Source organism: Streptomyces sp. NBC_01335 (assembly GCF_035953295.1).
GTDB lineage: Bacteria > Actinomycetota > Actinomycetes > Streptomycetales > Streptomycetaceae > Streptomyces.
On sequence record NZ_CP108370.1, the window covers coordinates 4,485,768 to 4,510,683 of the forward strand.

Genomic DNA, 24,916 nt, shown 5'->3' on the forward strand with positions numbered 1-24,916 from the left:
GCGACGATGCCGCAGCTGAGGTCCCGCACTGTCACCCACGGTCGCAACATGGCGGGCGCGCGCGCCCTTATGCGGGCGTCGGGCGTAGCGAGCGAGGACATCGGCAAGCCGATCATCGCCGTCGCGAACTCCTTCACCGAGTTCGTCCCGGGCCACACGCACCTCTCCCCGGTCGGCCGGATCGTCTCCGAGGCCATCCACGCCGCGGGCGCGGTGCCGCGCGAGTTCAACACGATCGCCGTGGACGACGGCATCGCGATGGGCCACGGCGGCATGCTCTACAGCCTGCCCTCGCGCGACCTGATCGCCGACTCGGTCGAGTACATGGTCGAGGCGCACTGCGCGGACGCGCTGATCTGCATCTCCAACTGCGACAAGATCACGCCCGGCATGCTGATGGCGGCCCTCCGCCTCAACATCCCGACGATCTTCGTCTCCGGCGGCCCCATGGAGTCCGGCCGGGCCACCCTCGTCGACGGCACCGTCCGCACCCTCGACCTCGTCGACGCCATGTCCGACGCGGTCAACGACAAGATCTCCGACGCGGACATGCTCCGTATCGAGGAGAACGCCTGTCCCACCTGCGGTTCCTGCTCGGGCATGTTCACGGCCAACTCCATGAACTGCCTCGCCGAGGCCATCGGCCTCGCCCTCCCGGGCAACGGCTCGACGCTCGCCACCCACACCGCCCGCCGCGCCCTCTACGAGGACGCCGGCCGCACGATCGTCGAGATCACCAAGCGCCACTACGAGCAGGACGACGCGACCGTCCTGCCCCGCGCCATCGCGAGCCGCGCCGCGTTCGAGAACGCCATGGCCCTCGACATCGCCATGGGCGGCTCCACCAACACGATCCTGCACCTCCTCGCCGCCGCCCAGGAGGCCGAGCTCGACTTCGGGCTGCCGGAGATGGACGAGATCTCGCGCCGCGTCCCCTGCCTCGCCAAGGTCGCGCCGAACGTCGCCAAGAGCCGCACGTACTACATGGAGGACGTCCACCGCGCCGGTGGCATCCCCGCCATCCTCGGCGAGCTGCACCGCGGCGGACTCCTCAACGAGGACGTCCACTCCGTCCACTCCGCCTCCCTCGCCGACTGGCTGAAGAACTGGGACGTGCGCGGCGGTTCGCCCGCCCCCGAGGCCGTCGAGCTGTGGCACGCCGCCCCCGGCTGCGTCCGGTCCGCCACCGCCTTCTCGCAGTCCGAGCGCTGGGACACCCTCGACACGGACGCCGCCGAGGGCTGCATCCGCTCCGTCGAGCACGCCTACTCCAAGGACGGTGGCCTCGCGGTCCTCAAGGGCAACCTCGCCGTCGACGGCTGCGTCGTGAAGACGGCCGGTGTGGACGAGTCGATCTGGACCTTCGAGGGCCCGGCCGTCGTCTGCGAGTCGCAGGAGGCGGCCGTCGAGAAGATCCTGCTGAAGCAGGTCAAGGAGGGCGACGTGGTCGTCATCCGCTACGAGGGCCCCAAGGGCGGCCCCGGCATGCAGGAGATGCTCTACCCGACCTCGTACCTGAAGGGCCGCGGCCTCGGCAAGGCGTGCGCGCTGATCACCGACGGCCGGTTCTCCGGTGGTACGTCGGGCCTGTCGATCGGCCACGCCTCCCCCGAGGCGGCCTCCGGCGGCACGATCGCGCTGGTCGAGGACGGCGACCGCATCCGCATCGACATCCCGAACCGCTCCATCGAGCTGCTCGTCCCGGACGCCGAGCTGGCGGCCCGCCGCGAGGCGCTGAACGGCGTGTACGCGCCGAAGAACCGCGAGCGCAAGGTCTCCGCCGCGCTGCGCGCGTACGCCGCGATGGCGACCAGCGCGGACCGGGGCGCGGTGCGCGACGTCTCCAAGCTCGGCTGACCACGCACGTACCCGGAACGCCCGGCCACCCGACGAGGGGGCCGGGCGTTCCGGCGTCACGGGGCCCGCGCCTCACCAGGCGGCCTGACCTGAGGCCCGCGCCTCACCAGGCGGCCGGATCGCTCCCGTCCACCGCGAACACCGAGCCGTCCGGCGCCGTGCCGATCACGAAGTGGCCGACCGCCACGGGCGCGTGCGGGAAGGACGCCAGGTCGAGCTTCCCGTCCCGCAGCCGGGGCGCGGTCTGGCCGAGCAGGGTCCCGCGCCGGGTGTCCACCGCGAGCAGCCGCCCGTCCGCCGCCGTGAAGTAGAGGCGGTTCCCCTCGCCCAGCACCGGGGACGACACCAGCCCCACCCCGGTCTCCAGCCGCCACCGTTCGGTACGGCCGCCACCGGCCGGGGCGCGGACGTCGAGAGCCACCAGGGTCCCGCCGGGCGCCAGCAGATAGGCGGTGCCGTCGTCGCCGCCGACGACGATGTCCGGATCGGCCATACCGAACGGCATCGCGATCCGGGCCGTGGTCCGCCCCCCGGGGTCGTACCGCACCAGGGCGTTCACCCGGGAGTCGGCGGCCGTCGCCGCCAGGATCAGCGAACCGTCGCTGAGGCCGACCGGGGTCAGCATGCCGTCCAGCCGCCGCTGCCAGCGGATGGAGCCGTCCGCCGCGGCGATCGCCGTGACGAGGGTGGTGCTCCGGTCGGCGCTGTTCTCGTAGAGGTAGGAGACCCCGGTCGCCGGGTCGTGGAAGCCGACGGCCGGCAGCGCGTGCCCGGAGAACCGGTGGTTCCAGCGCACCCTGCCGGTCCCGGCGTCGATCCCCTCCACCGCGCCCGCGGCGCCGACGTGCAGCGGGGTGTCCCCGGCGCTCCACAGCACGTCGGGGGAGGAGGGGGAGCCCGTCGACCAGACCGGCTCCCCGTCTTCGGAGCCGTAGGCCCGGAGCGTCCCGCCCGGCTCGTCGACCACGACGGGCCCGCCGCCCGGGGCGAGCGTCCGGGCCGTGGCCGAGGGGTCCCGGTGCGTCCAGAGGAGGTGGCCGTCGGCGGGATCGACGCGGGCGAGGCCGTAGCCGGGGGCGGAGCAGTAGAGCGCGGCGTTCGCGGCTCCACCGGCACCGGGCCCGGTGGCCGTGACGCAGTACGGGGCCGATCCGGCGGCCCCGGCGAGGACGGTCCGCCAGGGGGCGAAGGCGTCCGCCGCGTCCGGTGCGCCGTCCTTCTCCGCCGCCCGCCCGGTCGGCGTACCCGCGCCCACCGCCGCGTACACCGCGCCCCCGGTGGCGAGGGTCAGCAGTGCCACCGCGCCCGCCGCCCACCCGGCGCGCCGGGGCCGCCGCCCGGCCTTGGGAGCCGGGTCCGGCGCGGCGTCGCGCACATGGGTGGCCTCCGACGGTTCGGGGCGGGGCCGCTCGTCGGCGGGGTCCTCGGCACCGGGCTCCCGCGCGCCTTCGCCGTCGGGCGTACCCGCCCCGGCCTCAAGCCCCTCCTCCGGCACCGGCCGCCGGGGGCCCGGCACGAAGGCCGCCGCGTCGTACGAGGGCGGCAGCAGCGCCGCCATGATCTCGTCCGGAGTCGGCCGCAGCGCCGGGTCCTTCGCCAGGCACTGCCCGACGAGCCTGGCCAGATCCCCCGGCACCCCGGTCAGGTCCGCCTCGTCGTGCACCACCTGGTACGCCACCAGATACGGGCTGTCCGAGTCGAACGGCCCCCGCCCGGTCGCCGCGTGGACCAGCACCGCGCCCAGCGCGAACACGTCGGCCGCCGGCCCGACCTCACGCGGGCGCTGGAACTGCTCGGGCGCCATGTAGGGCGGCGAGCCGATCAGCTTCCCGGTCTCCGTGCGCAGCTCACTGTCGTACGGGCGGGAGATCCCGAAGTCGATGACCTTCGGCCCGGTGTCCGGCAGCAGCACGTTGCTCGGCTTCAGATCGCGGTGGATGACCCCCGCCCGGTGGATGTCCCGCAGCGCCTCCGCCAGCCCGGCGGTGAGCCGCCGCAGCTGCGCCGGGTTCAGCGGACCGTTCCGCTTCACCTGCGCGGAGAGCGTCGGCCCGGGTACGTACAGGGTCGCCATCCAGGGCAGCGGGGCCGCCGGATCGGCGTCGACGACCGGCGCGGTGAAGGCGCCGCTGACCTTCCGGGCGGCCGCAACCTCCTGCCGGAAACGCGCCCGGAACTCGGGGTCCGCCGCGTAACCCCGGTGCACGATCTTGATCGCCAGCGGAAGCCCCGACGCGGACGTGGCGAGGTGGACCACGCCCATCCCGCCCTCGCCGAGACGTGCCTCCAGACGGTACCGGCCGGCGTACTCGGGCCGTTCCGCTTCCGGACCCGGCCCGACTCCCCGCAGCGGTGCCATCACCCACCCCCGTGTGTTCGACCGCAAGCGCGACGCACGGAGCCTATTCGATGCTTCGTCCTTGTCGCGCAAGGGTTGTTAGCCTGCGCGTCACCTGTACCGATCCGACCCGGGGGAGGGCCGTATGGCCGTCGAAGAGAACACCACCGAAGCAACCGCCCCATCGAACGAAGCCGCGTCCGCGAGCGCGGTGGACACGCTCCAGGAGCCGGTACCGGTCGTACCGGAGACGGCGAAGACCCTGCCCGTCGAACCGGCGGCCGGTATCGCGGCGCTCTCGTACGAAGCCCCCCGCTACCCGATCGCGCCGGGGTACCGGGTCTACGTCCGCTCCGGACCGGGCACGAACTACGGCGCGCTGCGGCTGCTGCCGTACGGGACGACCGTGGCGGTCTACTGCCAGAAGGAGGGCGAGCGGGTCAGCGGCCCGTACGGCTCCTCGAACCTCTGGGACTGCATCTCGGCCGGCGAGTACGTCTCCGACGCGTACGTGCACACCGGCAGCGACGGCTGGATCGCCAGCCGCTGCGCCTGAGCCCCTTCGGCCTGAGCCCCTTCGGCCTGAGCCCCTTCGTCCTGAGCCCAGAGTCCTGAGCGCCGTCCGGTCTCCGCCCGGCCGGTGGGGCATCCCGCCGGCCGGGCGCCGCGCGGAATAATCGACGGCGTGAGCGAGAACAGCGACACCACCGGACCCCAGCCCACCGGACCCCTGCCCGCCGGTAGGGACCCGCGGGGCGGCACCGCCCCCGGCCCGCAGCCGGAGACGCTCCGCTTCTTCGGCACCACCTGGGTCGACCACGACGGCGGATACACGCTGCGGCGCATCGGTGTCTCGGCCGGATCGCTGGCCGCGGCCGTCGCCTCGTGCGTGGTGCTGCGCTTCGCCTTCAGCGGCCTGGAGGTCGCCGCGATCGGCAGCTTCCTGAACATCCTGGTCGTGCTGATGTTCGCCGTGTGCAGCGCCATCGCGTTCCGCAAGACCTGGGACGGCTTCCGCAGCCGCCCGGCGGACCCGGGCCGCGAGGACAACCTGCGGGGCCTCAAGACGATCGGCTTCGTCGGCTCCCTGCTCGCGTACTTCGTCCGCTCGCTCCGCGAGGCGCCCGGCGAGACGCTGCTGCGCACCGAGTACGAGACCGCCCTCGCCCGCTACGCCAAGCGCCGCACGACCCGCACCGGCAACCCGGCGGCCCGCAAGGCCGGCAAGGCCGGGAAGGCCCGCACCGGCAAGTAGGCCCGCAAGGGCAGAGTGGGGCCCGGCCCGCGAGGGCAGGTGCGGGCCGGTCCCGTATCTCCGACTCCCCGAAGGACGTGCCGCATGCCGACCACACCGCCCGCCACCCCGTCACCCGCTCCCGCGTCGGTCCGCGCTCTCTCGTTCGGCGCGTCCGCCGCGCTCTACGCCGCCGCCCGGCCCGGCTACCCGCCGGAGGTGTTCGCGGCCCTGGAGGAGGCGACCGGACGCGCCCTCGCCACGCTGAGCGCGGTCGACGTGGGTGCGGGCACCGGCATCGCCACCCGTGAACTCGTCGGGCGCGGCGCCCGCGTCACCGCCGTCGAGCCGGGCGCCGGAATGGCCGCCGAACTGCGCCGGGCCCTGCCCGAGGTGCCGGTGGTGCGCGGCGACGGCAACCGGCTCCCGTTCGCCGACGGCTCCGCCGACCTCGTCACGTACGCCCAGTCCTGGCACTGGACCGACCAGGCCCGCTCCTGGCCGGAAGCCGTCCGCGTACTGCGCCCCGGCGGGGTCCTCGCCCTCTGGTGGAACGTCGCCGACCACCGGGCCCCCTGGGTCGCCGAACAGGACGTACGCATCCGCCGCCACCTGGGCGCGGACCACGGCGTGCACGCCACCCCCGCCCCGGGCACCCCGTCCCGCGCCGTCGGCCTGCCCGAGGAGGGGCCCGTCGGCCGCCTGCTGCCCTGGTCCCGCCGGGTGAGTCTCCGTACCCACCTGGACAACCTCGCCAGCCACTCCGCGTTCCTGGTGCGGGGCGAGGAGCACGCCGAGGCCGACCGCCGGTTCTTCGCGGAGGAGAACGCCCGCCTGCTGGAGCTCTTCCCCGACGGCACGGTCGAGGAGCGGTACGTCGTCGACCTGACGACCGTCACGGTCTGAGGCCCCCGCCTGCCGCACCGCTTCGACCCCTGAGCCCGGAGCCCCCGAACTCCTCGGAATTCCTCGGGACTCCGGGCTTTCCCATGCCTTGACGCGGGGATCGCCGCAGAGCATATTCATCGCATGATGAATAATCAGCGCACCGCCGGCCCCGCCCCCGCGCCACCACCCCCCGGGCCCCCGGCGCCCGCGGCCGTCCGCGCCGAGGGCCTCACGGTCGTACGCGGCGACCGCACCGTGCTGCGCGGCCTCGGCTTCACCGTCGAACCCGGCAGGATCACCGGCCTCCTCGGCCCCTCCGGCTGCGGCAAGAGCACTCTGATGCGCGCCGTCGTCGGCACCCAGGCCCAGGTCACCGGCGCACTCCACGTCCTCGGCGCCCCCGCCGGACACCCCGGCCTCCGCTCGCGCGTCGGGTACGTCACCCAGGCCCCGTCCGTCTACACCGACCTCACGGTCCGCCAGAACCTGGAGTACTTCGCGGCCGTACTCCTCCCCGGCCGCGCCCACCGCTCCACCCGCCGCGCCGCCGTCGCCCGCGCCATCGACGACGTGGACCTCGCCGGCCACGCCGACGCCCTGGCCGGCCGCCTCTCCGGCGGGCAGCGCAGCCGCGTCTCCCTCGCCGTCGCCCTGCTCGGGCAGCCCGAACTCCTCGTCCTGGACGAACCGACCGTCGGCCTCGACCCCGTCCTCCGCCGCGACCTGTGGAACCTCTTCCACGCCCTCGCCGCCGACCGGGGCACCACGATCCTGGTCTCCTCCCACGTCATGGACGAGGCCGAGCGCTGCCACCGGCTGCTCCTGATGCGCGAGGGCGCCCTCCTCGCCACCGGGACCCCGGAAGAGCTGCGTACCCGTACCGCGAGCACCACCGTGGAGGAAGCCTTCCTCCGCCTCGTCGACGAGGCGTCCGCCCGGCCCGAGGAGACCGCTGCCCACCCCGAGGAGGCCGCGCGATGAGCACCGACACCCTTCCCGCCGCCACCCCCGCGCCCTCACCGGCCCGGCTCCTCACCCCGGCCCGCACACTCGCCACCGCGGGCCGCGTCCTGCGCCAGCTCCGCCACGACCCCCGCACCATCGCGCTGCTGCTGGTGATCCCCGTCGTGATGATCGTCCTGCTGCGGTACGTCTTCGACGGCAGCCCGGAGACCTTCGACTCCATCGGCGCCTCGCTGCTCGGGATCTTCCCGCTCATCACGATGTTCCTGGTGACCTCGATCGCCACCCTGCGCGAACGCACCTCCGGAACCCTGGAACGCCTCCTCGCCCAGCCCCTCGGCAAGGGCGACCTGATCGCCGGCTACGCGCTGGCCTTCGGGGCGATCGCCGTCGTCCAGACCCTGCTGGCCACCGCCGTCTCCGTCTGGCTGCTGGGCCTCGACGTCGTCGGCTCGCCCTGGCTGCTGATGCTGGTGGCGCTGCTCGACGCCCTGCTCGGTACGGCACTCGGCCTCTTCGTCTCGGCGTTCGCGGCCTCCGAGTTCCAGGCCGTCCAGTTCATGCCGGCGGTGATCTTCCCGCAGCTCCTGCTCTGCGGCCTCTTCACCCCGCGCGACCGGATGCAGCCCGTCCTGGAGGCGATCTCGAACGTCCTGCCCATGTCGTACGCCGTGGACGGCATGAACCAGGTGCTCCACCACCCCGACGTCACCGGCGACTTCGTCCGGGACGTCGTCGTGGTCGCGGGCTGCGCCCTGCTGGTCCTCGGCCTGGGAGCGGCCACTCTCCGCCGCCGTACCGCCTGAGCCTGTCCGCCCTGCGGTCACCCGACCGGCTCCGGGCGGGCCCGGTGCGAGGATGACCGCGACGAGCACGGGACGGAGCCCGGAGCACACCGCGTGCCGAGAACCGTGAGCACAGCCCGGAGGGTGAACCGCATGACCCAGACAGTCGCAGTCCTCGGCACCGGCAAGATCGGCGAGGCGCTCCTCAGCGGAATGATCCGGGCCGGCTGGCGCCCGGCGAACCTGCTGGTCACCACCCGCCGCCCCGAGCGCGCCGAGGAACTGCGGAACCGGTACGGAGTCGAGTCGGTCGGCAACGCGGAAGCGGCCAAGAGCGCGGACATCCTCATCCTCGCGGCGAAGCCCCAGGACATGGGCACCCTGCTGGACGAGCTCGCCCCGCACCTCACCGCGGACCGCCTCGTCATCAGCGCCGCCGCCGGCATCACCACGGCGTTCATCGAGGACCGGCTGGCGTCCGGCACTCCGGTGGTCCGGGTCATGCCGAACACCCCCGTGCTCGTGGACGAGGGGATGTCCGTCCTCTCCGCCGGCAGCCACGCGACGGGCGACCACCTCGCCACCACCGAGGAGATCTTCGGCGGGGTCGGCAAGACGCTCCGGGTCCCCGAGTCCCAGCAGGACGCGGCCACCGCCCTCTCCGGCTCGGGCCCGGCGTACTTCTACTTCCTGGTCGAGGCCATGACCGACGCCGGAATCCTCCTCGGCCTCCCGCGCGCCCAGGCCCACGACCTGATCGTGCAGGCGGCGATCGGCGCCGCGGTGATGCTCCGCGACAGCGGCGAACACCCGGTGAAGCTCCGCGAGGCCGTGACCAGCCCCGCCGGCACCACCATCAGCGCCATCCGCGAGCTGGAGAACCACGGGGTGCGCGCCGCCCTGATCGCCGCCCTCGAAGCGGCCCGCGACCGCAGCCGCGAGCTCGCCTCCGGCCAGGGCTGACCCGTACGCACCCTGCGGGGTCCGCCGTCGCGCCGCACGGTCCGGGCCCCGCAGAGGGCGGCAGCCGCGGGGTTGACACGCCGCCCTCCGAACCGTAGTGTGCTCCGAGTTGTCCGACGTGAGCGTCGACCCCGGTCGGTCCCCGGACAGCCATTCCGCACCACCACTCAACAAGGCCCGACTTTCCGTCGCGTGCCTTTGCGTGTGCTTGTGTGAAATGAGGATTGCCCGTTCGAGAGAACAGCCCCGATTAGCGTCGGAGCCCAGCAATCCGCTAATGTCTCACTCGTCGGAAGGGCCCGCAACGGCCCGGAGGACAAGCCCGCTGACTGGGAATCAGGCCCGAAAGGATCTGATAGAGTCGGACTCGCCGGAAAGGGAAACGCGAAAGCGAAGAACTGGAAAGCGAAAACCGCTTGACCCGCTTCGACCGGGAATCGGACAGATAAGAGTCTGATAGAGTCGGAAACGCAAGAACGAAGGGAAGCGCCCGGAGGGCCCCGGTGAAACGGGACCGAAGGAAGCGTCCGTTCCTTGAGAACTCAACAGCGTGCCAAAAGTCAACGCCAGATATGTTGATACCCCGGCCTGCTTCGGCAGGTTGGTGGTTCCTTTGAAAAGTCCTACCGGTGCTTAACCGCCTGGTGGGCAACAACAGCGAGGACGCTGTGAACGACCGGTCATATTCCGACCTGGTCGTTCCGCTCTCGTGTTGTGATCCCGATTACGGGAAAACATTCACGGAGAGTTTGATCCTGGCTCAGGACGAACGCTGGCGGCGTGCTTAACACATGCAAGTCGAACGATGAAGCCTTTCGGGGTGGATTAGTGGCGAACGGGTGAGTAACACGTGGGCAATCTGCCCTTCACTCTGGGACAAGCCCTGGAAACGGGGTCTAATACCGGATAACACTCTGTCCCGCATGGGACGGGGTTAAAAGCTCCGGCGGTGAAGGATGAGCCCGCGGCCTATCAGCTTGTTGGTGGGGTAATGGCCTACCAAGGCGACGACGGGTAGCCGGCCTGAGAGGGCGACCGGCCACACTGGGACTGAGACACGGCCCAGACTCCTACGGGAGGCAGCAGTGGGGAATATTGCACAATGGGCGAAAGCCTGATGCAGCGACGCCGCGTGAGGGATGACGGCCTTCGGGTTGTAAACCTCTTTCAGCAGGGAAGAAGCGAAAGTGACGGTACCTGCAGAAGAAGCGCCGGCTAACTACGTGCCAGCAGCCGCGGTAATACGTAGGGCGCAAGCGTTGTCCGGAATTATTGGGCGTAAAGAGCTCGTAGGCGGCTTGTCACGTCGGATGTGAAAGCCCGGGGCTTAACCCCGGGTCTGCATTCGATACGGGCTAGCTAGAGTGTGGTAGGGGAGATCGGAATTCCTGGTGTAGCGGTGAAATGCGCAGATATCAGGAGGAACACCGGTGGCGAAGGCGGATCTCTGGGCCATTACTGACGCTGAGGAGCGAAAGCGTGGGGAGCGAACAGGATTAGATACCCTGGTAGTCCACGCCGTAAACGTTGGGAACTAGGTGTTGGCGACATTCCACGTCGTCGGTGCCGCAGCTAACGCATTAAGTTCCCCGCCTGGGGAGTACGGCCGCAAGGCTAAAACTCAAAGGAATTGACGGGGGCCCGCACAAGCAGCGGAGCATGTGGCTTAATTCGACGCAACGCGAAGAACCTTACCAAGGCTTGACATATACCGGAAAGTGCCAGAGATGGTGCCCCCCTTGTGGTCGGTATACAGGTGGTGCATGGCTGTCGTCAGCTCGTGTCGTGAGATGTTGGGTTAAGTCCCGCAACGAGCGCAACCCTTGTTCTGTGTTGCCAGCATGCCCTTCGGGGTGATGGGGACTCACAGGAGACTGCCGGGGTCAACTCGGAGGAAGGTGGGGACGACGTCAAGTCATCATGCCCCTTATGTCTTGGGCTGCACACGTGCTACAATGGCCGGTACAATGAGCTGCGATGCCGCGAGGCGGAGCGAATCTCAAAAAGCCGGTCTCAGTTCGGATTGGGGTCTGCAACTCGACCCCATGAAGTCGGAGTTGCTAGTAATCGCAGATCAGCATTGCTGCGGTGAATACGTTCCCGGGCCTTGTACACACCGCCCGTCACGTCACGAAAGTCGGTAACACCCGAAGCCGGTGGCCCAACCCCTTGTGGGAGGGAGCTGTCGAAGGTGGGACTGGCGATTGGGACGAAGTCGTAACAAGGTAGCCGTACCGGAAGGTGCGGCTGGATCACCTCCTTTCTAAGGAGCATTTCTTACCAGGCTTCGGTTTGGTCAGAGGCCAGTACATCGGCGAATGTTCGATGCTGGTTGCTCATGGGTGGAACGTTGACTATTCGGCACGGTTGGTTGGTTGTTGCGAGTACTGCTTCGGCGTGGAAAGTAATGATGGATCGGCTGTGTCGGGCACGTTGTTGGGTATCTGAGGGTACGGCCGAATGGCTGCCTTCAGTCCGGTCCCAGTGAACTCAGCCTTCGGGTTGGGGTGATGGGTGGCTGGTTGTTGTTTGAGAACTGCACAGTGGACGCGAGCATCTGTGGCCAAGTTTTTAAGGGCGCACGGTGGATGCCTTGGCACCAGGAACCGATGAAGGACGTGGGAGGCCACGATAGTCCCCGGGGAGCTGTCAACCTAGCTTTGATCCGGGGGTTTCCGAATGGGGAAACCCGGCAGTCGTCATGGGCTGTCACCCGCTGCTGAACACATAGGCAGTGTGGAGGGAACGAGGGGAAGTGAAACATCTCAGTACCCTCAGGAAGAGAAAACAACCGTGATTCCGGGAGTAGTGGCGAGCGAAACTGGATCAGGCCAAACCGTATGTGTGTGATACCCGGCAGGGGTTGCGCATGCGGGGTTGTGGGATCTCTCTTTTACAGTCTGCCGGCTGTGAGACGAGTCAGAAACCGTTGATGTAGGCGAAGGACATGCGAAAGGTCCGGCGTAGAGGGTAAGACCCCCGTAGCTGAAACATCAACGGCTCGTTTGAGAGACACCCAAGTAGCACGGGGCCCGAGAAATCCCGTGTGAATCTGGCGGGACCACCCGCTAAGCCTAAATATTCCCTGGTGACCGATAGCGGATAGTACCGTGAGGGAATGGTGAAAAGTACCGCGGGAGCGGAGTGAAATAGTACCTGAAACCGTGTGCCTACAAGCCGTGGGAGCGTCGCTGTATGTGCTTGCACATGCAGTCGTGACTGCGTGCCTTTTGAAGAATGAGCCTGCGAGTTAGCGGTGTGTAGCGAGGTTAACCCGTGTGGGGAAGCCGTAGCGAAAGCGAGTCCGAATAGGGCGATTGAGTTGCACGCTCTAGACCCGAAGCGGAGTGATCTAGCCATGGGCAGGTTGAAGCGGAGGTAAGACTTCGTGGAGGACCGAACCCACCAGGGTTGAAAACCTGGGGGATGACCTGTGGTTAGGGGTGAAAGGCCAATCAAACTCCGTGATAGCTGGTTCTCCCCGAAATGCATTTAGGTGCAGCGTCGTGTGTTTCTTGCCGGAGGTAGAGCACTGGATAGGCGATGGGCCCTACCGGGTTACTGACCTTAGCCAAACTCCGAATGCCGGTAAGTGAGAGCGCGGCAGTGAGACTGTGGGGGATAAGCTCCATGGTCGAGAGGGAAACAGCCCAGAGCATCGACTAAGGCCCCTAAGCGTACGCTAAGTGGGAAAGGATGTGGAGTCGCAGAGACAACCAGGAGGTTGGCTTAGAAGCAGCCACCCTTGAAAGAGTGCGTAATAGCTCACTGGTCAAGTGATTCCGCGCCGACAATGTAGCGGGGCTCAAGCGTACCGCCGAAGTCGTGTCATTCACACATATAGGGCCAACGCCTGTGTGGATGGGTAGGGGAGCGTCGTGTGCCGGGTGAAGCAGCCGCGGAAGCGAGTTGTGGACGGTTCACGAGTGAGAATGCAGGCATGAGTAGCGATACACACGTGAGAAACGTGTGCGCCGATTGACTAAGGGTTCCTGGGTCAAGCTGATCTGCCCAGGGTAAGTCGGGACCTAAGGCGAGGCCGACAGGCGTAGTCGATGGACAACCGGTTGATATTCCGGTACCCGCTTTGAAACGCCCAGTACTGAATCAGGCGATGCTAAGTCCGTGAAGCCGGCCCGATCTCTTCGGAGTTGAGGGTAGTGGTGGAGCCGATGAACCAGACTTGTAGTAGGTAAGCGATGGGGTGACGCAGGAAGGTAGTCCAGCCCGGGCGGTGGTTGTCCCGGGGTAAGGGTGTAGGCCGTGTGGTAGGCAAATCCGTCACACGTTAAGGCTGAGACCTGATGCCGAGCCGATTGTGGCGAAGTGGATGATCCTATGCTGTCGAGAAAAGCCTCTAGCGAGTTTCATGGCGGCCCGTACCCTAAACCGACTCAGGTGGTCAGGTAGAGAATACCGAGGCGTTCGGGTGAACTATGGTTAAGGAACTCGGCAAAATGCCCCCGTAACTTCGGGAGAAGGGGGGCCATCACTGGTGAGGGAACTTGCTTCCTGAGCTGGGGGTGGCCGCAGAGACCAGCGAGAAGCGACTGTTTACTAAAAACACAGGTCCGTGCGAAGCCGTAAGGCGATGTATACGGACTGACGCCTGCCCGGTGCTGGAACGTTAAGGGGACCGGTTAGCTGACTTTCGGGTCGGCGAAGCTGAGAACTTAAGCGCCAGTAAACGGCGGTGGTAACTATAACCATCCTAAGGTAGCGAAATTCCTTGTCGGGTAAGTTCCGACCTGCACGAATGGCGTAACGACTTCTCGACTGTCTCAACCATAGGCCCGGTGAAATTGCATTACGAGTAAAGATGCTCGTTTCGCGCAGCAGGACGGAAAGACCCCGGGACCTTTACTACAGTTTGATATTGGTGTTCGGTTCGGCTTGTGTAGGATAGGTGGGAGACTTTGAAGCGGCCACGCCAGTGGTTGTGGAGTCGCCGTTGAAATACCACTCTGGTCGTGCTGGATGTCTAACCTCGGTCCGTGATCCGGATCAGGGACAGTGTCTGATGGGTAGTTTAACTGGGGCGGTTGCCTCCTAAAGAGTAACGGAGGCGCCCAAAGGTTCCCTCAGCCTGGTTGGCAATCAGGTGTTGAGTGTAAGTGCACAAGGGAGCTTGACTGTGAGACCGACGGGTCGAGCAGGGACGAAAGTCGGGACTAGTGATCCGGCAGTGGCTTGTGGAAGCGCTGTCGCTCAACGGATAAAAGGTACCCCGGGGATAACAGGCTGATCTTCCCCAAGAGTCCATATCGACGGGATGGTTTGGCACCTCGATGTCGGCTCGTCGCATCCTGGGGCTGGAGTCGGTCCCAAGGGTTGGGCTGTTCGCCCATTAAAGCGGTACGCGAGCTGGGTTTAGAACGTCGTGAGACAGTTCGGTCCCTATCCGCTGTGCGCGTAGGAATATTGAGAAGGGCTGTCCCTAGTACGAGAGGACCGGGACGGACGAACCTCTGGTGTGCCAGTTGTCCTGCCAAGGGCATGGCTGGTTGGCTACGTTCGGAAAGGATAACCGCTGAAAGCATCTAAGCGGGAAGCCTGCTTCGAGATGAGTATTCCCACCCCCTTTGAGGGGTTAAGGCTCCCAGTAGACGACTGGGTTGATAGGCCAGATGTGGAAGCCCGGTAACGGGTGGAGCTGACTGGTACTAATAGGCCGAGGGCTTGTCCTCAGTTGCTCGCGTCCACTGTGTTGGTTCTGAAATAACAACCGCCGTGTTTTCATCCGGTTGGTTAATTTCATAGTGTTTCGGTGGTCATTGCGTTAGGGAAACGCCCGGTTACATTCCGAACCCGGAAGCTAAGCCTTTCAGCGCCGATGGTACTGCAGGGGGGACCCTGTGGGAGAGTAGGACGCCGCCGAACAATTTTTCCGGGAGACCCCCGTGCCTTGTGGCACGGGGGTTTTCTGCGTTCTGAGCGTCTAGGCTCGAACCATGCGCTACGAACTGGTCATCTTCGACAACGACGGCGTGCTCGTCGACAGTGAGCCGATCTCCAACACGATCCTCGCCGCGTACCTGACCGAGCTCGGTCACCCCACCACGTACGAGGAATCCCTCCGCGACTACATGGGGTCCGCCGTGCACCGGGTGCACGATCTGGTCCTGGAGCGTACGGGCGGGAAATTGCCCGACGACTTCGAGACGACACTCAACGCCAGGCTGTTCGCGGCCTTCCAGCAAGAACTCGTCGTCGTCCCCGGAGTCGAAGACGTGCTGGAGTCGCTCGTCGCGGAGGGCGTGGACTACTGCGTGGCCTCCTCCAGCAGCCACGAGCGGATTCGCGTCAGCCTCCACAAGGCCGGGCTGGACCAGTGGTTCGAGGAGGAGTGGATTTTCAGCGCGGAGGACGTCGGCCGCGGCAAGCCGGCGCCGGACCTGTTCCTCCACGCGGCACGCTCGATGGGCGTCGCCCCCGAGCGGTGTGTCGTCGTCGAGGACAGCCCGCTCGGCGTCGAAGCGGCCAGGGCAGCGGGCATGGACGTCTACGGATTCACCTCGATGATGCCGGCGGACCGGCTCACCGGAGTGACCGGGCACTTCTCCGACATGGCCCAACTCCCTGGATTGCTTGCCTGATCCGTCTACCCACGGGTAGATCCTGGCCCTACGCTCCCGCCATGACAGAAGCGCGGTTGCGGTACGGCAGGGGTTCGTTGGCGTTCAGCTTCTTCGTGCAAGGGGTGACCTTCGCACTGCTGGTGACGCGTATCCCCGCCATCCAGGACCAGTACGGGATATCCGACGGGCTGCTGCCCGTCTTCCTGGCCGCCGTGCCGATCCTCGCCGGGGTCGGCAGCGTGGTCACCGAGAAGGTGGTCGCGCGGGTGCGGCCCGGGACCGTCCTGCGCTGGGCGCAGCCCCTGGTCATGCTGGCCCTGCTCGGGGTCGGCGCGGGAGACGCGGTGTGGCACGTGGCCGTCGCGCTCGCTCTCTTCGGGCTCTCCGTGGGGGCGCTCGACGCCTCCATGAACATGATGGGCGTCAGCCTCCAGCGAGCCTACGGCCGCAGCATCATGCTCGGCTTCCACGCGGTGTTCAGCCTCGGCGGGATCGTCGGGGCTTCGCTCTCCTGGGCCGGGGCGCACTGGGACCTCTCGCTCCTCGTCTCGTACCTCCCGGCGGTCGTCGTCCTGCTGCCGGCCGCGCTGATCGGCAGCCGGTGGTACGCGGAGGGCCTCGCCGCGGGGAAGGAAGCCGAGGGGCTGGAAGCCGCGGGGAAGGCGGAGGCCGGCGGGGAGAGCACGGGGGTCTCCGTACCGTTCCGGCTGCTGCTGCCGCTCTGCCTGGTGATGTGCTTCGCCTACATAGGTGACTCGACGGTCTCCAACTGGAGTGCCAAGTACCTTCAGGACGTGCTGGGGAGTTCGGAGCAGCTGTCGACGGTCCCGTACAACGTCTACATGGTGACGACGCTGCTGGGGCGGGCCGTGGGGGACTTCGGGGTGCGGCGGGTCGGGGCGGCGGCCGTGGTGCGGGCGGGGTCGGTGGTGGCGGCCGTCGGGTTCGGGGTGGTGGCGGTGGCGCCGGACCCGTGGACCGGGATGGCGGGGTTCACTCTGCTGGGGTTCGGGCTCTGCGTGATCGTGCCGCAGACCTTCGCGGCGGCGGGGCGGCTGTTCCCCGGCGCGAGCGATGTCGCGGTCGCCCGGCTGAACATCTTCAACTACGTCGGTTTCCTGGTCGGTTCGCCGCTCGTGGGGGCGCTCGGCGACGCGTGGAACTACCGGGGGGCGATGGTGGTGCCGATGGTCCTGGTGCTGGTGACGCTCGTGTACGCCCGGTCGTTCGGTGGGGACGGGGCCCGATACGGTGGCGGGCATGAGCGGGCGCGCACGGTTGATGTGGGATGACGCGGTAACGGGATACGACTTCGGGCACAGCCATCCGATGGACCCGGTCCGGCTGGCCCTGACGATGGGGCTGGTGCGGGCGTTCGGGCTGGACGGGGCCGTGGACGTGCGGTCGGCGAAGGCCGCGGGGGAGTCCACGCTGCGGCTCGTGCACCGGGCGGACTACGTGGCGGCGGTACGGGCCGCCTCGGCCGACCCCGCCGGCGCCGACCGGAACTACGGGCTCGGGACCACCGACGACCCCGCCTTCGCGGGGATGCACGAGGTCTCCGCGCTCATCGCCGGGCTCTCCGTGGGGGCCGCCGAGGCCGTGTGGCGGGGGGAGACCGCGCACGCGGTCAACTTCACCGGCGGGCTGCACCACGCGATGCCCGGGGCGGCCGCCGGTTTCTGCGTCTACAACGACCCGGCGCTCGCCATCGCGCGGCTGCTGGAGCTCGGCGCCGAGCGCGTCGCCTACGTGGACGTGGACGTGCACCACGGCGACGGGGTCCAGGCGGCGTTCTGGGACGACCCCCGGGTGCTGACCGTGTCCCTGCACGAGCACCCGCGCACCCTCTTCCCGCACAGCGGCTTCCCGCAGGAGACCGGTGGTGCGGCCGGCGAGGGCGGGGCGGTCAACGTGGCGCTGCCCGCCGGGACGGGCGACGCGGGGTGGCTGCGGGCCTTCCACGCCGTGGTGCCGGAGCTGATCGCCGACTTCCGGCCCCAGGTGCTGGTGAGCCAGCACGGGACGGACACCCACTTCGAGGACCCCCTCGCCCATCTGGCGGTCACGCTGGACGCCCAGCGGGCCGTCATGGAGGCCTGCCACGAACTCGCGCACGCGCACGCCGAGGGCGGGCGGTGGGTGGCGCTGGGCGGCGGCGGGTACGCCGTCGTCGACGTGGTGCCGCGCTCCTGGACCCACCTCGTGGGGATCGCCGCGCACCGGCCGGTGGACCCGGAGTCGGTGGTCCCGGCGTCCTGGCGGGACGAGGTCCACGCGCGCACCGGGCAGCGGGGACCGGAGCGGATGACGGACGGCCGGACACCCCGCTGGCAGCCCTGGGAGTCGGGTTACGACCCGGTGGACCGGCTGGACCAGGCGGTGCTGGCGACACGTCGTGCCGCGTACCCGCTGCGTGGCCTGCTCGCCTGAACAGGGCCGTACCGCAACGAAGATGACGGCCCGTCGGGTCGGTGGTGCGCGCCGGGTGTTACGCCAACGGTGCGGCACTCACGGGGTTTTGGCCCACGCCCGGGGGCGGTACGGCAGCATGGCGCGGGTGTTGAGCACCGGGGCGTTGCGCGCCCATCTGCTGGCGGCCCGGTTGGCGGGGCCCGTCGCCACCTCGCGCGAGGACAGTCTGCGCAGCTATCGGCTGTTCGCGGCCGGGGACCCCCGGGCGACCCTGGGCGTCCGCCCCGAGGGGGCCTGGGGCGAGCGGGAGGTGCTGGGTCTCATGGCCGAGCGGTGCGGGGTCTCGGGCGATCCCCGGCGGGTGTCGGGGGCCGACACGATCGACCCGGAGCGCACCCTCGCGGGGCTGGACGCGTTCGCCGAGCGGCTCGCCGCGGTGGCCGCGCGGCGGGGTTCCGTCCTGTTCGGCACGGGGCATCCGGCGCGGCTGACCGGGTTCTACGCCGGGCTGGCAGACGCCCTGTCGGCGGCCGGCTGTACGGTCCTCACTCCCGCACGGGGCCGCAGTGTCGACATAACGACTCGATTCGGCGTACGTCCGCACCGGCTCGATTACGTACGCGGGGTCGCGTTCGTGCGGGAACCCGGCGCATGCGGCGGACCCGGCGGTCCGGGGGCGCACACCCACTCCCCGCTGCCCGTGCGGGCCGCTCTGGAGAGCGCGGCGGAGGACGCGGGCGGGCTGCCTCAGCTGGTGATCGGTGACCACGGATGGGCCTGCGGCGCAGGTCAGCTGGGCATTGAGGCGATGGGGCCGGCCGACGTGAACGACCCGGCGCTCTTCGTCGGCGAGGCGGAGGGCCGGGTCTCGGTCGCCGTACCCGTGGACGACGCCGTGGCGGCGGAGCACTACCTGCCGCTGACGCGCTATGTGCTCAATCGGGCCCGTCTGTCACAGTAGGCGCCCGATCGCCTCACCTCTTCCCCACTCGCATCACCCGCCCCTAATCTGGGCAGTGAGCGCACAACGACGAAGAGTCACCGGAGGGGAAGCCGGTGCGCGTCGCCTGCGGAAGGTACAGGTGGGTCATGGCTGCTGGCAGCGAGAGACCTCTGAACGAGGTCAAGTTTCTGACCGTGGCGGAAGTCGCCTCGGTCATGAGAGTGTCGAAGATGACCGTGTACCGCTTGGTGCACAGCGGTCATCTGCCGGCGATCCGGGTGGGCAGGTCGTTCCGGGTGCCCGAGCAAGCGGTTCACGAGTACCTCCGCGAATCCTTTGTGGGGGTCGAGTCCGCCTGACGTCTTTCCCTCGGATTACGTCCCTCACCAAGTGACGGGTAGGCTAGGCCGACGTAGGTCGTGTGGGCCCAGACGCCCCGCACCAGGATGAGAAGTGAGCGAGGGTAGTCGTGGGCTCTGTTATCAAGAAGCGGCGCAAGCGGATGGCCAAGAAGAAGCACCGCAAGCTGCTCAAGCGCACGCGCGTTCAGCGTCGCAACAAGAAGTAAGCGAACGCAGTTCGTGCCTCCGCAGCCCCTCCGCCGTCACGGCGGAGGGGCTGCGGTTTTTTCCGGCCGGGTTTCCGCCGGAGGCCGCGCGGTGCGGCTTTTCCGGCGCTGTTTCCGGTGCCGTTTCCGGCCCCGGGCGCGACGAGTTCGTCAAACCCCGCTCCGGGGAACCCGCAGGGAAACATCCACCCGCTACGGTGACCGGCAGAGGATGGCCCTTTTTCGCGGGCGTCCCGCCTCGCGGACCGACGGAAGGCGCTGATCTTGGGGAAGGTCGTGCTCGTCACAGGAGCGGCCCGGCAGCTGGGAGGCCGCTTCGTGCGGCGCGTCCAGCGCGACCCCGGTGTGGACCGGGTGATCGCCGTCGACGCCACGGAACCCGAGCACCGCCTCGGCGACGCGGTGTTCGTGCGCGCCGACATCCGGCAGCCCGCCATCGCGCGGGTGCTCGCGGAACACTCCGTGGACACGGTGGTGCACCTGAACGTCTCCGGCAAGGCGCTCGGCGCGACCGGCCGGACCGTGATCAAGGAAACCAACGTCATCGGCACCATGCAGCTGCTCGGTGCCTGCCAGAAGTCGCCCACCGTCCAGCGCCTGGTGGTGAAGTCCAGCACCAGCGTCTACGGCTCCGCCCCGCGCGACCCGGCCGTCTTCACCGAGACGACCCCGCCGAAGTCCCTGCCGAGCGGCGGCTTCGCCAAGGACGCGGTCGAGGTCGAGGGGTACGTACGCGGCTTCGCCCGGCGCCGCCCGGACGTCGCGGTCTGCGTACTGCGCTTCGCCAACATCCTCGGCCCGATGCCGGACTCGCCGCTCGCGGACTACCTCGCGCTGCCCGTACTGCCGACCGTCCTCGGGTACGACCCCCGGCTCCAGTTCGTCCATGAGGACGACGTGGTCGACGTGCTGGGCATCGCGGCGGGCGAACCCCGGCGCGGCACCCTCAACAGCGGGACCTTCAACATCGCGGGCGACGGGGTGCTGCTGCTCTCGCAGTGCGCGCGGCGCCTCGGGAGGCCGACCGTCCCGGTGCTGCTGCCGGCCGTCACCTGGGTCGGCTCGGCGCTCCGCGCGGTCGGCATGACCGACTTCTCGCCGGAGCAGATCCGGCTGCTCACCCACGGCAGGGTCGTCTCCACCTCCCAGATGTACGAGACGCTGGGCTTCCGCCCCCGGTTCACCACGGCGGAGACCTTCGCGGAGTACGCCCGCAGCCGCGGCCCCGGGCTGCTGCCGCCGGAGGCGGTGGGCCGCGCGGTCGACCGCCTCGCGACGCTGCCGCTCGCCGGTCCGGCACGCCGGAGCCGGCCGGCCGTCCCGACGGCGGCCCGGACGACACAGACGCAGACGACGCACGGCGCCAGGTAGAGGAGCGCATCGACGATGGCGGACGCCAAGGTCATTCCGTTCGACGACGACCGGTCCCGGTCCCCGGGTGCGGGCGGGTCACGCTCCGCGCGACGCCGTACCGGCTCCGGCGCCGCCCCGGCCTCCGGGCGGGCCGAGGGCACCGCGGCGCCCGTGAGCGCCCTGCCGGGCGCCCAGGTGCCCGGACAGGGGCGCGTGGCCACCGAGCCACCCCAGGACGCACGCGCCCCCCAGGAGGGGGCAGCGACGCAGGAGGAGCGGGAGACGCGCGGGAGCACGGAGCGCGGCGACTGGGACCGGCGGATCGCGGGCGGACTGGCCTTCCTGCGGCGGCGGGTGACCGGTGACTACGAGGTGGACGAGTTCGGCTACGACGAGGAGCTCACCGACCAGGTCCTGATGTCGCTGCTGCGGCCCCTCGCCGACACGTACTTCCGCGTCGAGGTGAAGGGCATCGAGAACATCCCGGCGGACGGCGGCGCGCTCGTCGTCGCCAACCACTCCGGGACCCTGCCGCTCGACGGGCTGATGCTCCAGGTCGCCGTGCACGACCACCACCCGGCCGAACGCCACCTGCGGCTGCTCGCCGCCGACCTCGTCTTCCGGCTGCCGGTCGTCAACGAACTCGCCCGGAAGGCCGGGCACACCCTGGCCTGTGCGGAGGACGCCCAGCGGCTCCTGGAACTCGGCGAGATCGTCGGGGTGATGCCGGAGGGCTTCAAGGGACTCGGCAAACCCTTCGGCGACCGCTACAAACTCCAGCGCTTCGGCCGGGGCGGGTTCGTCTCCACCGCGCTGCGCGCCGGAGTACCGATCGTGCCGTGCTCGATCGTCGGCGCCGAGGAGATCTACCCCATGCTCGGCAACGCGAAGACCGTCGCCCGGCTGCTGGGCTTCCCCTACTTCCCGGTCACCCCGACCTTCCCCTGGCTCGGCCCGCTCGGCATGGTGCCGCTGCCGACGAAGTGGACCATCCAGTTCGGCGAACCCATCCCGACCGACGGCTACCCGCCGGAGGCGGCCGAGGACCCGATGCTGATGTTCAACCTCACCGACCAGGTACGCGAACAGATCCAGCACACCCTCTACAAGCTGCTGGTGCAGCGCCGCTCGGTGTTCTTCTGAACCGGTGTCCTACTGAACCGGTGTTCTCCTGAACCGGTGTTCTTCTGAGCCGTACCCGATGAGCCGTTCCCGGATGCGGCCGCACGCAGCCCGGGAGGGCGGGCGTCCGGTGTCGATCCGGATGCCCGCCCCCGTGCGCCGGACGGCAGGACTACTCGTCCGCGTCCTCCGCGCTGATGCCCAGGCCGGGGAGGAGGCCGGGAAGCAGCGGCGGCAGGGTGACGTCCGGCGTGGTGGAGCTGTCGGATCCCCCCGGGGTGTCGGAGCCGTCCGAGCTCGACGGCGTACCGGCGCCGTCATCCGTCGGCAGGCCGTCCAGCAGGCCGCCCGTGCCACCGCCGAGGAGACCCTCCGACGACTCCGGCGACACCGAACCCGAGGGTGCGGGAGAGTCGCCCTTGGCCGAGGCCGCGGAGGAGGGCGCCGACGAGGGCGCGGTGGAGGGAGCGGTCCGCGAGGAACCGCCGTCACGCCGGGGAACCCCGGACCGCTGCGAGGTACCCCCGACGCTCCTGTCCGGCGTGCGCGGCAGCAGCGACTCCAGCGGCGCGACCTCTTCGTCTATGGCCGCCAGCACCGAGCTGACCTTGTCCCCGACGTCGGTGAGCTGGACGGGCAGCTTGTCCCGCAGACTGCTCCAGCTGTCGCGGTGCGAACGGGAGAACGAGTCCAGCGTCTGGATGGGCCCGAGGGTGCCCTCGCGTTCGTACGCGGCGTGGAGCAGCCGGTGGCCCTCGGAGGCGTCGTGCGACATCCCGCTGAGGGCGCGCCGGATCTCGCCCAGCGACTCGTGGTCCAGGTGGCCGGAACGGCCGCGCTCCATCAGGCGGCGCGCCTCGCTGAGCCGGGTCGAGGCCTGGTCGAGGAAGGCCTCGCCGCGATCGGTGTCGCTGTCGGCCATGGAGCGCTGGATGTCCTCCATGCCCCGCTTGAGGCCGTACAGCGAGTCACCGGGGAGGGCGTCGGAGCTGGCGGCGGCCACACCGCCGAACGCGCCCGCCGCGACACCCACGGTCAGCCCGCCGGCCGTGAGCCCCTTCGCCCAGCGGGAGCGGGGGCGGAGCTTGCGGAGCGGGGAGGCCCGGTGGGCTCCCCTGGGGCGTTGCTCGGGCACCGTAGGGCCCGTGGACGCAGCGCCCTCGGCGAACATCGCCTCCATGGCGGCGACGAGCTGGGCTCGCTGCACCACTTTGACTTCGGGATCGAACTGCGGCGACGGCAGTTCACCGAGGCCGTTCGCCAGGGCCAACAGTGCTCCGTGGTCGGCCTGTTCGGCCGGCTCCTCGGGCTGTACGGCCGCCGCACCCTGGGGGGACTGATCCTCCAGGGCCTGGGCGAAGGCGTTCGCCCGCCGGTGTGCCGAAACGTTTGCGATCACTGGCGGCACCTCCTCTCGTCATGACGGTCGACTCCCCTGAGGGTCCGGAAGGTTGTACACCCGGAGTCGATGCCACTCGATGGAGTGAGTGACGCCGGTCGAGGTGTAGCTACAGGGGGCCTGCATCCGGCACAACGAGCGGCGCGGCAGTTGGGTTACGGACGAAAGATGATCGGACCAGTGCGTCATGAACGTGACAGGCCGGACGGCGGAACCGCGCCCTGCCGGTGCCGGTCGGCGACGGGCCGGGTCAGCGGGCGTCGTCCGGCAGGAGACGGGCGAGCGTGCGCACGGCCCGGTACTGGAGGGTCTTGATCGCGCCCTCGTTCTTGCCCATCACCCGCGCCGTCTCGGCGACCGAGAGCCCTTGCAGGAACCGGAGCGTGACGCACTCCTGCTGCTGCGGGTTGAGGCGCCGCACGGCCTGGAGCAGCGCGGCGTTGGAGAGGGACTCCAGCACGGAGTCCTCGGGGGAGCGCTCGACCTCGTTGGCGTCGAGCATCTCGCCGGTGGTCACCTCCAGCCGGAAGCGGCTGGACTTGAAGTGGTCGGCGACGAGGTTGCGCGCGATGGTGACCAGCCAGGCGCCGAAGTCGCGGCCCTGCCAGGTGAAGGTGGAGATGCGGCGCAGCGCGCGGAGGAAGGTCTCGCTGGTGAGGTCCTCCGCCGTGGCCTTGCCGCCCACGCGGTAGTAGATGTACCGGTACACGGTGTCGCTGTACTGGTCGTAGAGGCGGCCGAAGGCGTCGGCCTCGCCGGCCTGTGCGCGCTCGACGAGGTCCATCATGCGCGCGCTGTCGCTGTCGGCGGTCGGGCGGCGCACGGTGGAGGCCGACGCCGATGGTGCCGACGACGACGCGGACGGGGTGGAGGATGCGGCCGAGGCGGCGCGGTTGCCGCGTCTTCCGACCACCGCACCGCGTTCCGCCAGGGCATAGCAAGGACCGGCAGGTGCGGGTGCAGGGGTGGCGAGCGCGGGTACGGCGTACGCGGTGGGGACGAAGCCGCGCAAGCGGTCGAGGACCGTTGCACGCAGCGTAGCCAGGCCCGAGGCGTCAACCCCGACGTGTGGGTACACGGGACTCCCAGAGGCAGAGCTTCCATCACGAGCAGTTCGAAAGCCGTCACCTTTTGTAGGGGGTGGCGGGCTCCATCATGCGTTTGAGGAGAATAACGCTTCGTACAGGCGGCACTACACCGAGTTGCTAAAATCACCGGTTGCGTCAGTTCTCGTACCGCTCGGTGACTATTGCGGTCGCGGATGGTGACCGGTTATTGATCGAATCGCTTCGCGATCTGACCCTGCTCGGTACCGGTTGTGGTCGGTCGCCGTCCGTCGGGCCGTCGTGGGCCGGGCGGCGCGGGGGTTTCGGCCGCCCCCCTTCCCGGGCCGCCCTCCCGGGCGGTCCCGGGCGTGGCCCTGTCCGGCCGCGCCCGCGTCGAGGGGGAGTGCGGGGCGCACAAGGGCGCGCGGGCGGAGTGTTCGGAGGGGGCCGTCCAGGCGCACAGA

General features: G+C 69.1%; 18 protein-coding genes and 3 rRNA genes. 18 read left to right on the forward strand and 3 right to left on the reverse strand.

What is annotated here, in order from left to right; genetic code table 11:
* Positions 1-6 precede the first annotated feature (6 nt).
* Positions 7-1,857, forward strand: a complete 1,851-nt coding sequence (gene ilvD, locus OG599_RS19285) for a dihydroxy-acid dehydratase (RefSeq protein WP_327177215.1) — start codon at positions 7-9, stop codon at positions 1,855-1,857.
* A gap of 103 nt (positions 1,858-1,960) precedes the next feature.
* On the opposite strand, the gene OG599_RS19290 is transcribed toward ilvD, so the two are convergent.
* Entirely contained in the window at positions 1,961-4,216 is a 2,256-nt protein-coding gene (locus tag OG599_RS19290; protein WP_327177216.1) for a protein kinase domain-containing protein, read from the reverse strand.
* A gap of 124 nt (positions 4,217-4,340) precedes the next feature.
* On the opposite strand from OG599_RS19290, the gene OG599_RS19295 reads away from it, so the two are divergent.
* From OG599_RS19295 to OG599_RS19375, 17 genes are all read left to right on the forward strand, one after another.
* Positions 4,341-4,751 (forward strand): SH3 domain-containing protein, encoded by a 411-nt coding sequence (locus tag OG599_RS19295; protein WP_327177217.1) that lies wholly within the window; start codon positions 4,341-4,343, stop codon positions 4,749-4,751.
* A gap of 129 nt (positions 4,752-4,880) precedes the next feature.
* Positions 4,881-5,450 carry a hypothetical protein gene (locus tag OG599_RS19300; protein WP_442809457.1) on the forward strand — a complete coding sequence of 190 codons (570 nt, stop codon included), beginning with the start codon at positions 4,881-4,883 and terminating at the stop codon, positions 5,448-5,450.
* 84 nt (positions 5,451-5,534) lie between these two features.
* The gene (locus OG599_RS19305; protein ID WP_327177218.1) at positions 5,535-6,335 is read left to right on the forward strand and encodes a class I SAM-dependent methyltransferase; all 801 of its coding nucleotides are present in this window, start codon (positions 5,535-5,537) and stop codon (positions 6,333-6,335) included.
* 123 nt (positions 6,336-6,458) lie between these two features.
* Positions 6,459-7,298 (forward strand): ABC transporter ATP-binding protein, encoded by an 840-nt coding sequence (locus tag OG599_RS19310; protein WP_327177219.1) that lies wholly within the window; start codon positions 6,459-6,461, stop codon positions 7,296-7,298.
* Positions 7,295-8,086, forward strand: a complete 792-nt coding sequence (locus OG599_RS19315) for an ABC transporter permease (protein WP_327177220.1) — start codon at positions 7,295-7,297, stop codon at positions 8,084-8,086. The genes OG599_RS19310 and OG599_RS19315 overlap by 4 nt, the downstream gene beginning before the upstream one ends.
* 132 nt (positions 8,087-8,218) lie before the next feature.
* Complete coding sequence (proC, locus tag OG599_RS19320) at positions 8,219-9,028, forward strand: pyrroline-5-carboxylate reductase (RefSeq protein ID WP_327177221.1); 810 nt, start codon at positions 8,219-8,221, stop codon at positions 9,026-9,028.
* A gap of 737 nt (positions 9,029-9,765) precedes the next feature.
* Positions 9,766-11,291: ribosomal RNA gene (locus OG599_RS19325) — 16S ribosomal RNA — on the forward strand.
* A 298-nt stretch (positions 11,292-11,589) separates the two neighbouring features.
* Positions 11,590-14,715: ribosomal RNA gene (locus OG599_RS19330) — 23S ribosomal RNA — on the forward strand.
* Positions 14,716-14,791: 76 nt separating this feature from the next.
* Positions 14,792-14,908: ribosomal RNA gene (gene rrf / locus OG599_RS19335) — 5S ribosomal RNA — on the forward strand.
* Together the 16S, 23S and 5S rRNA genes form the textbook arrangement of a ribosomal RNA operon.
* A gap of 71 nt (positions 14,909-14,979) precedes the next feature.
* Positions 14,980-15,624, forward strand: coding sequence for an HAD family hydrolase (locus tag OG599_RS19340; RefSeq protein ID WP_327177222.1), 645 nt, complete (start codon positions 14,980-14,982; stop codon positions 15,622-15,624).
* 41 nt (positions 15,625-15,665) lie between these two features.
* Positions 15,666-16,898 carry an MFS transporter gene (locus tag OG599_RS19345; protein WP_327177223.1) on the forward strand — a complete coding sequence of 411 codons (1,233 nt, stop codon included), beginning with the start codon at positions 15,666-15,668 and terminating at the stop codon, positions 16,896-16,898.
* Positions 16,867-18,039, forward strand: coding sequence for an acetoin utilization protein AcuC (locus OG599_RS19350; protein ID WP_327177224.1), 1,173 nt, complete (start codon positions 16,867-16,869; stop codon positions 18,037-18,039). The genes OG599_RS19345 and OG599_RS19350 overlap by 32 nt, the downstream gene beginning before the upstream one ends.
* Before the next feature lie 127 nt (positions 18,040-18,166).
* The gene (locus tag OG599_RS19355) at positions 18,167-18,982 is read left to right on the forward strand and encodes a phosphatase (RefSeq protein ID WP_327177225.1); all 816 of its coding nucleotides are present in this window, start codon (positions 18,167-18,169) and stop codon (positions 18,980-18,982) included.
* Between the two features lie 128 nt (positions 18,983-19,110).
* The gene (locus tag OG599_RS19360) at positions 19,111-19,323 is read left to right on the forward strand and encodes a helix-turn-helix domain-containing protein (protein ID WP_014046653.1); all 213 of its coding nucleotides are present in this window, start codon (positions 19,111-19,113) and stop codon (positions 19,321-19,323) included.
* Between the two features lie 110 nt (positions 19,324-19,433).
* Entirely contained in the window at positions 19,434-19,532 is a 99-nt protein-coding gene (locus OG599_RS19365; protein ID WP_003948845.1) for a 30S ribosomal protein bS22, read from the forward strand.
* A gap of 264 nt (positions 19,533-19,796) precedes the next feature.
* Positions 19,797-20,903, forward strand: a complete 1,107-nt coding sequence (locus OG599_RS19370) for an NAD-dependent epimerase/dehydratase family protein (RefSeq protein ID WP_327177226.1) — start codon at positions 19,797-19,799, stop codon at positions 20,901-20,903.
* Positions 20,904-20,918: 15 nt separating this feature from the next.
* Positions 20,919-22,028: a lysophospholipid acyltransferase family protein gene (locus OG599_RS19375; RefSeq protein WP_327177227.1), complete on the forward strand. Its 1,110-nt coding sequence runs from the start codon at positions 20,919-20,921 to the stop codon at positions 22,026-22,028.
* A gap of 151 nt (positions 22,029-22,179) precedes the next feature.
* On the opposite strand, the gene OG599_RS19380 is transcribed toward OG599_RS19375, so the two are convergent.
* Entirely contained in the window at positions 22,180-23,406 is a 1,227-nt protein-coding gene (locus OG599_RS19380) for a DUF5667 domain-containing protein (RefSeq protein WP_327177228.1), read from the reverse strand.
* Between the two features lie 250 nt (positions 23,407-23,656).
* A complete protein-coding gene (locus tag OG599_RS19385; protein WP_327177229.1) occupies positions 23,657-24,484 on the reverse strand; it encodes an ECF subfamily RNA polymerase sigma factor, BldN family in 828 nt (275 codons plus the stop codon).
* Positions 24,485-24,916 lie beyond the last annotated feature (432 nt).

Coding starts and splice junctions, on each gene's coding strand:
- OG599_RS19350 (WP_327177224.1), top strand. CDS start 16,867: ATGAGCGGGCGCGCACGGTTGATGTGGGATGACGCGGTAACGGGATAC.
- OG599_RS19375 (WP_327177227.1), top strand. CDS start 20,919: ATGGCGGACGCCAAGGTCATTCCGTTCGACGACGACCGGTCCCGGTCC.
- OG599_RS19360 (WP_014046653.1), top strand. CDS start 19,111: ATGGCTGCTGGCAGCGAGAGACCTCTGAACGAGGTCAAGTTTCTGACC.
- OG599_RS19290 (WP_327177216.1), bottom strand. CDS start 4,216: ATGGCACCGCTGCGGGGAGTCGGGCCGGGTCCGGAAGCGGAACGGCCC.
- OG599_RS19310 (WP_327177219.1), top strand. CDS start 6,459: ATGATGAATAATCAGCGCACCGCCGGCCCCGCCCCCGCGCCACCACCC.
- OG599_RS19345 (WP_327177223.1), top strand. CDS start 15,666: ATGACAGAAGCGCGGTTGCGGTACGGCAGGGGTTCGTTGGCGTTCAGC.
- proC (WP_327177221.1), top strand. CDS start 8,219: ATGACCCAGACAGTCGCAGTCCTCGGCACCGGCAAGATCGGCGAGGCG.
- OG599_RS19340 (WP_327177222.1), top strand. CDS start 14,980: ATGCGCTACGAACTGGTCATCTTCGACAACGACGGCGTGCTCGTCGAC.
- OG599_RS19305 (WP_327177218.1), top strand. CDS start 5,535: ATGCCGACCACACCGCCCGCCACCCCGTCACCCGCTCCCGCGTCGGTC.
- OG599_RS19315 (WP_327177220.1), top strand. CDS start 7,295: ATGAGCACCGACACCCTTCCCGCCGCCACCCCCGCGCCCTCACCGGCC.
- OG599_RS19295 (WP_327177217.1), top strand. CDS start 4,341: ATGGCCGTCGAAGAGAACACCACCGAAGCAACCGCCCCATCGAACGAA.
- ilvD (WP_327177215.1), top strand. CDS start 7: ATGCCGCAGCTGAGGTCCCGCACTGTCACCCACGGTCGCAACATGGCG.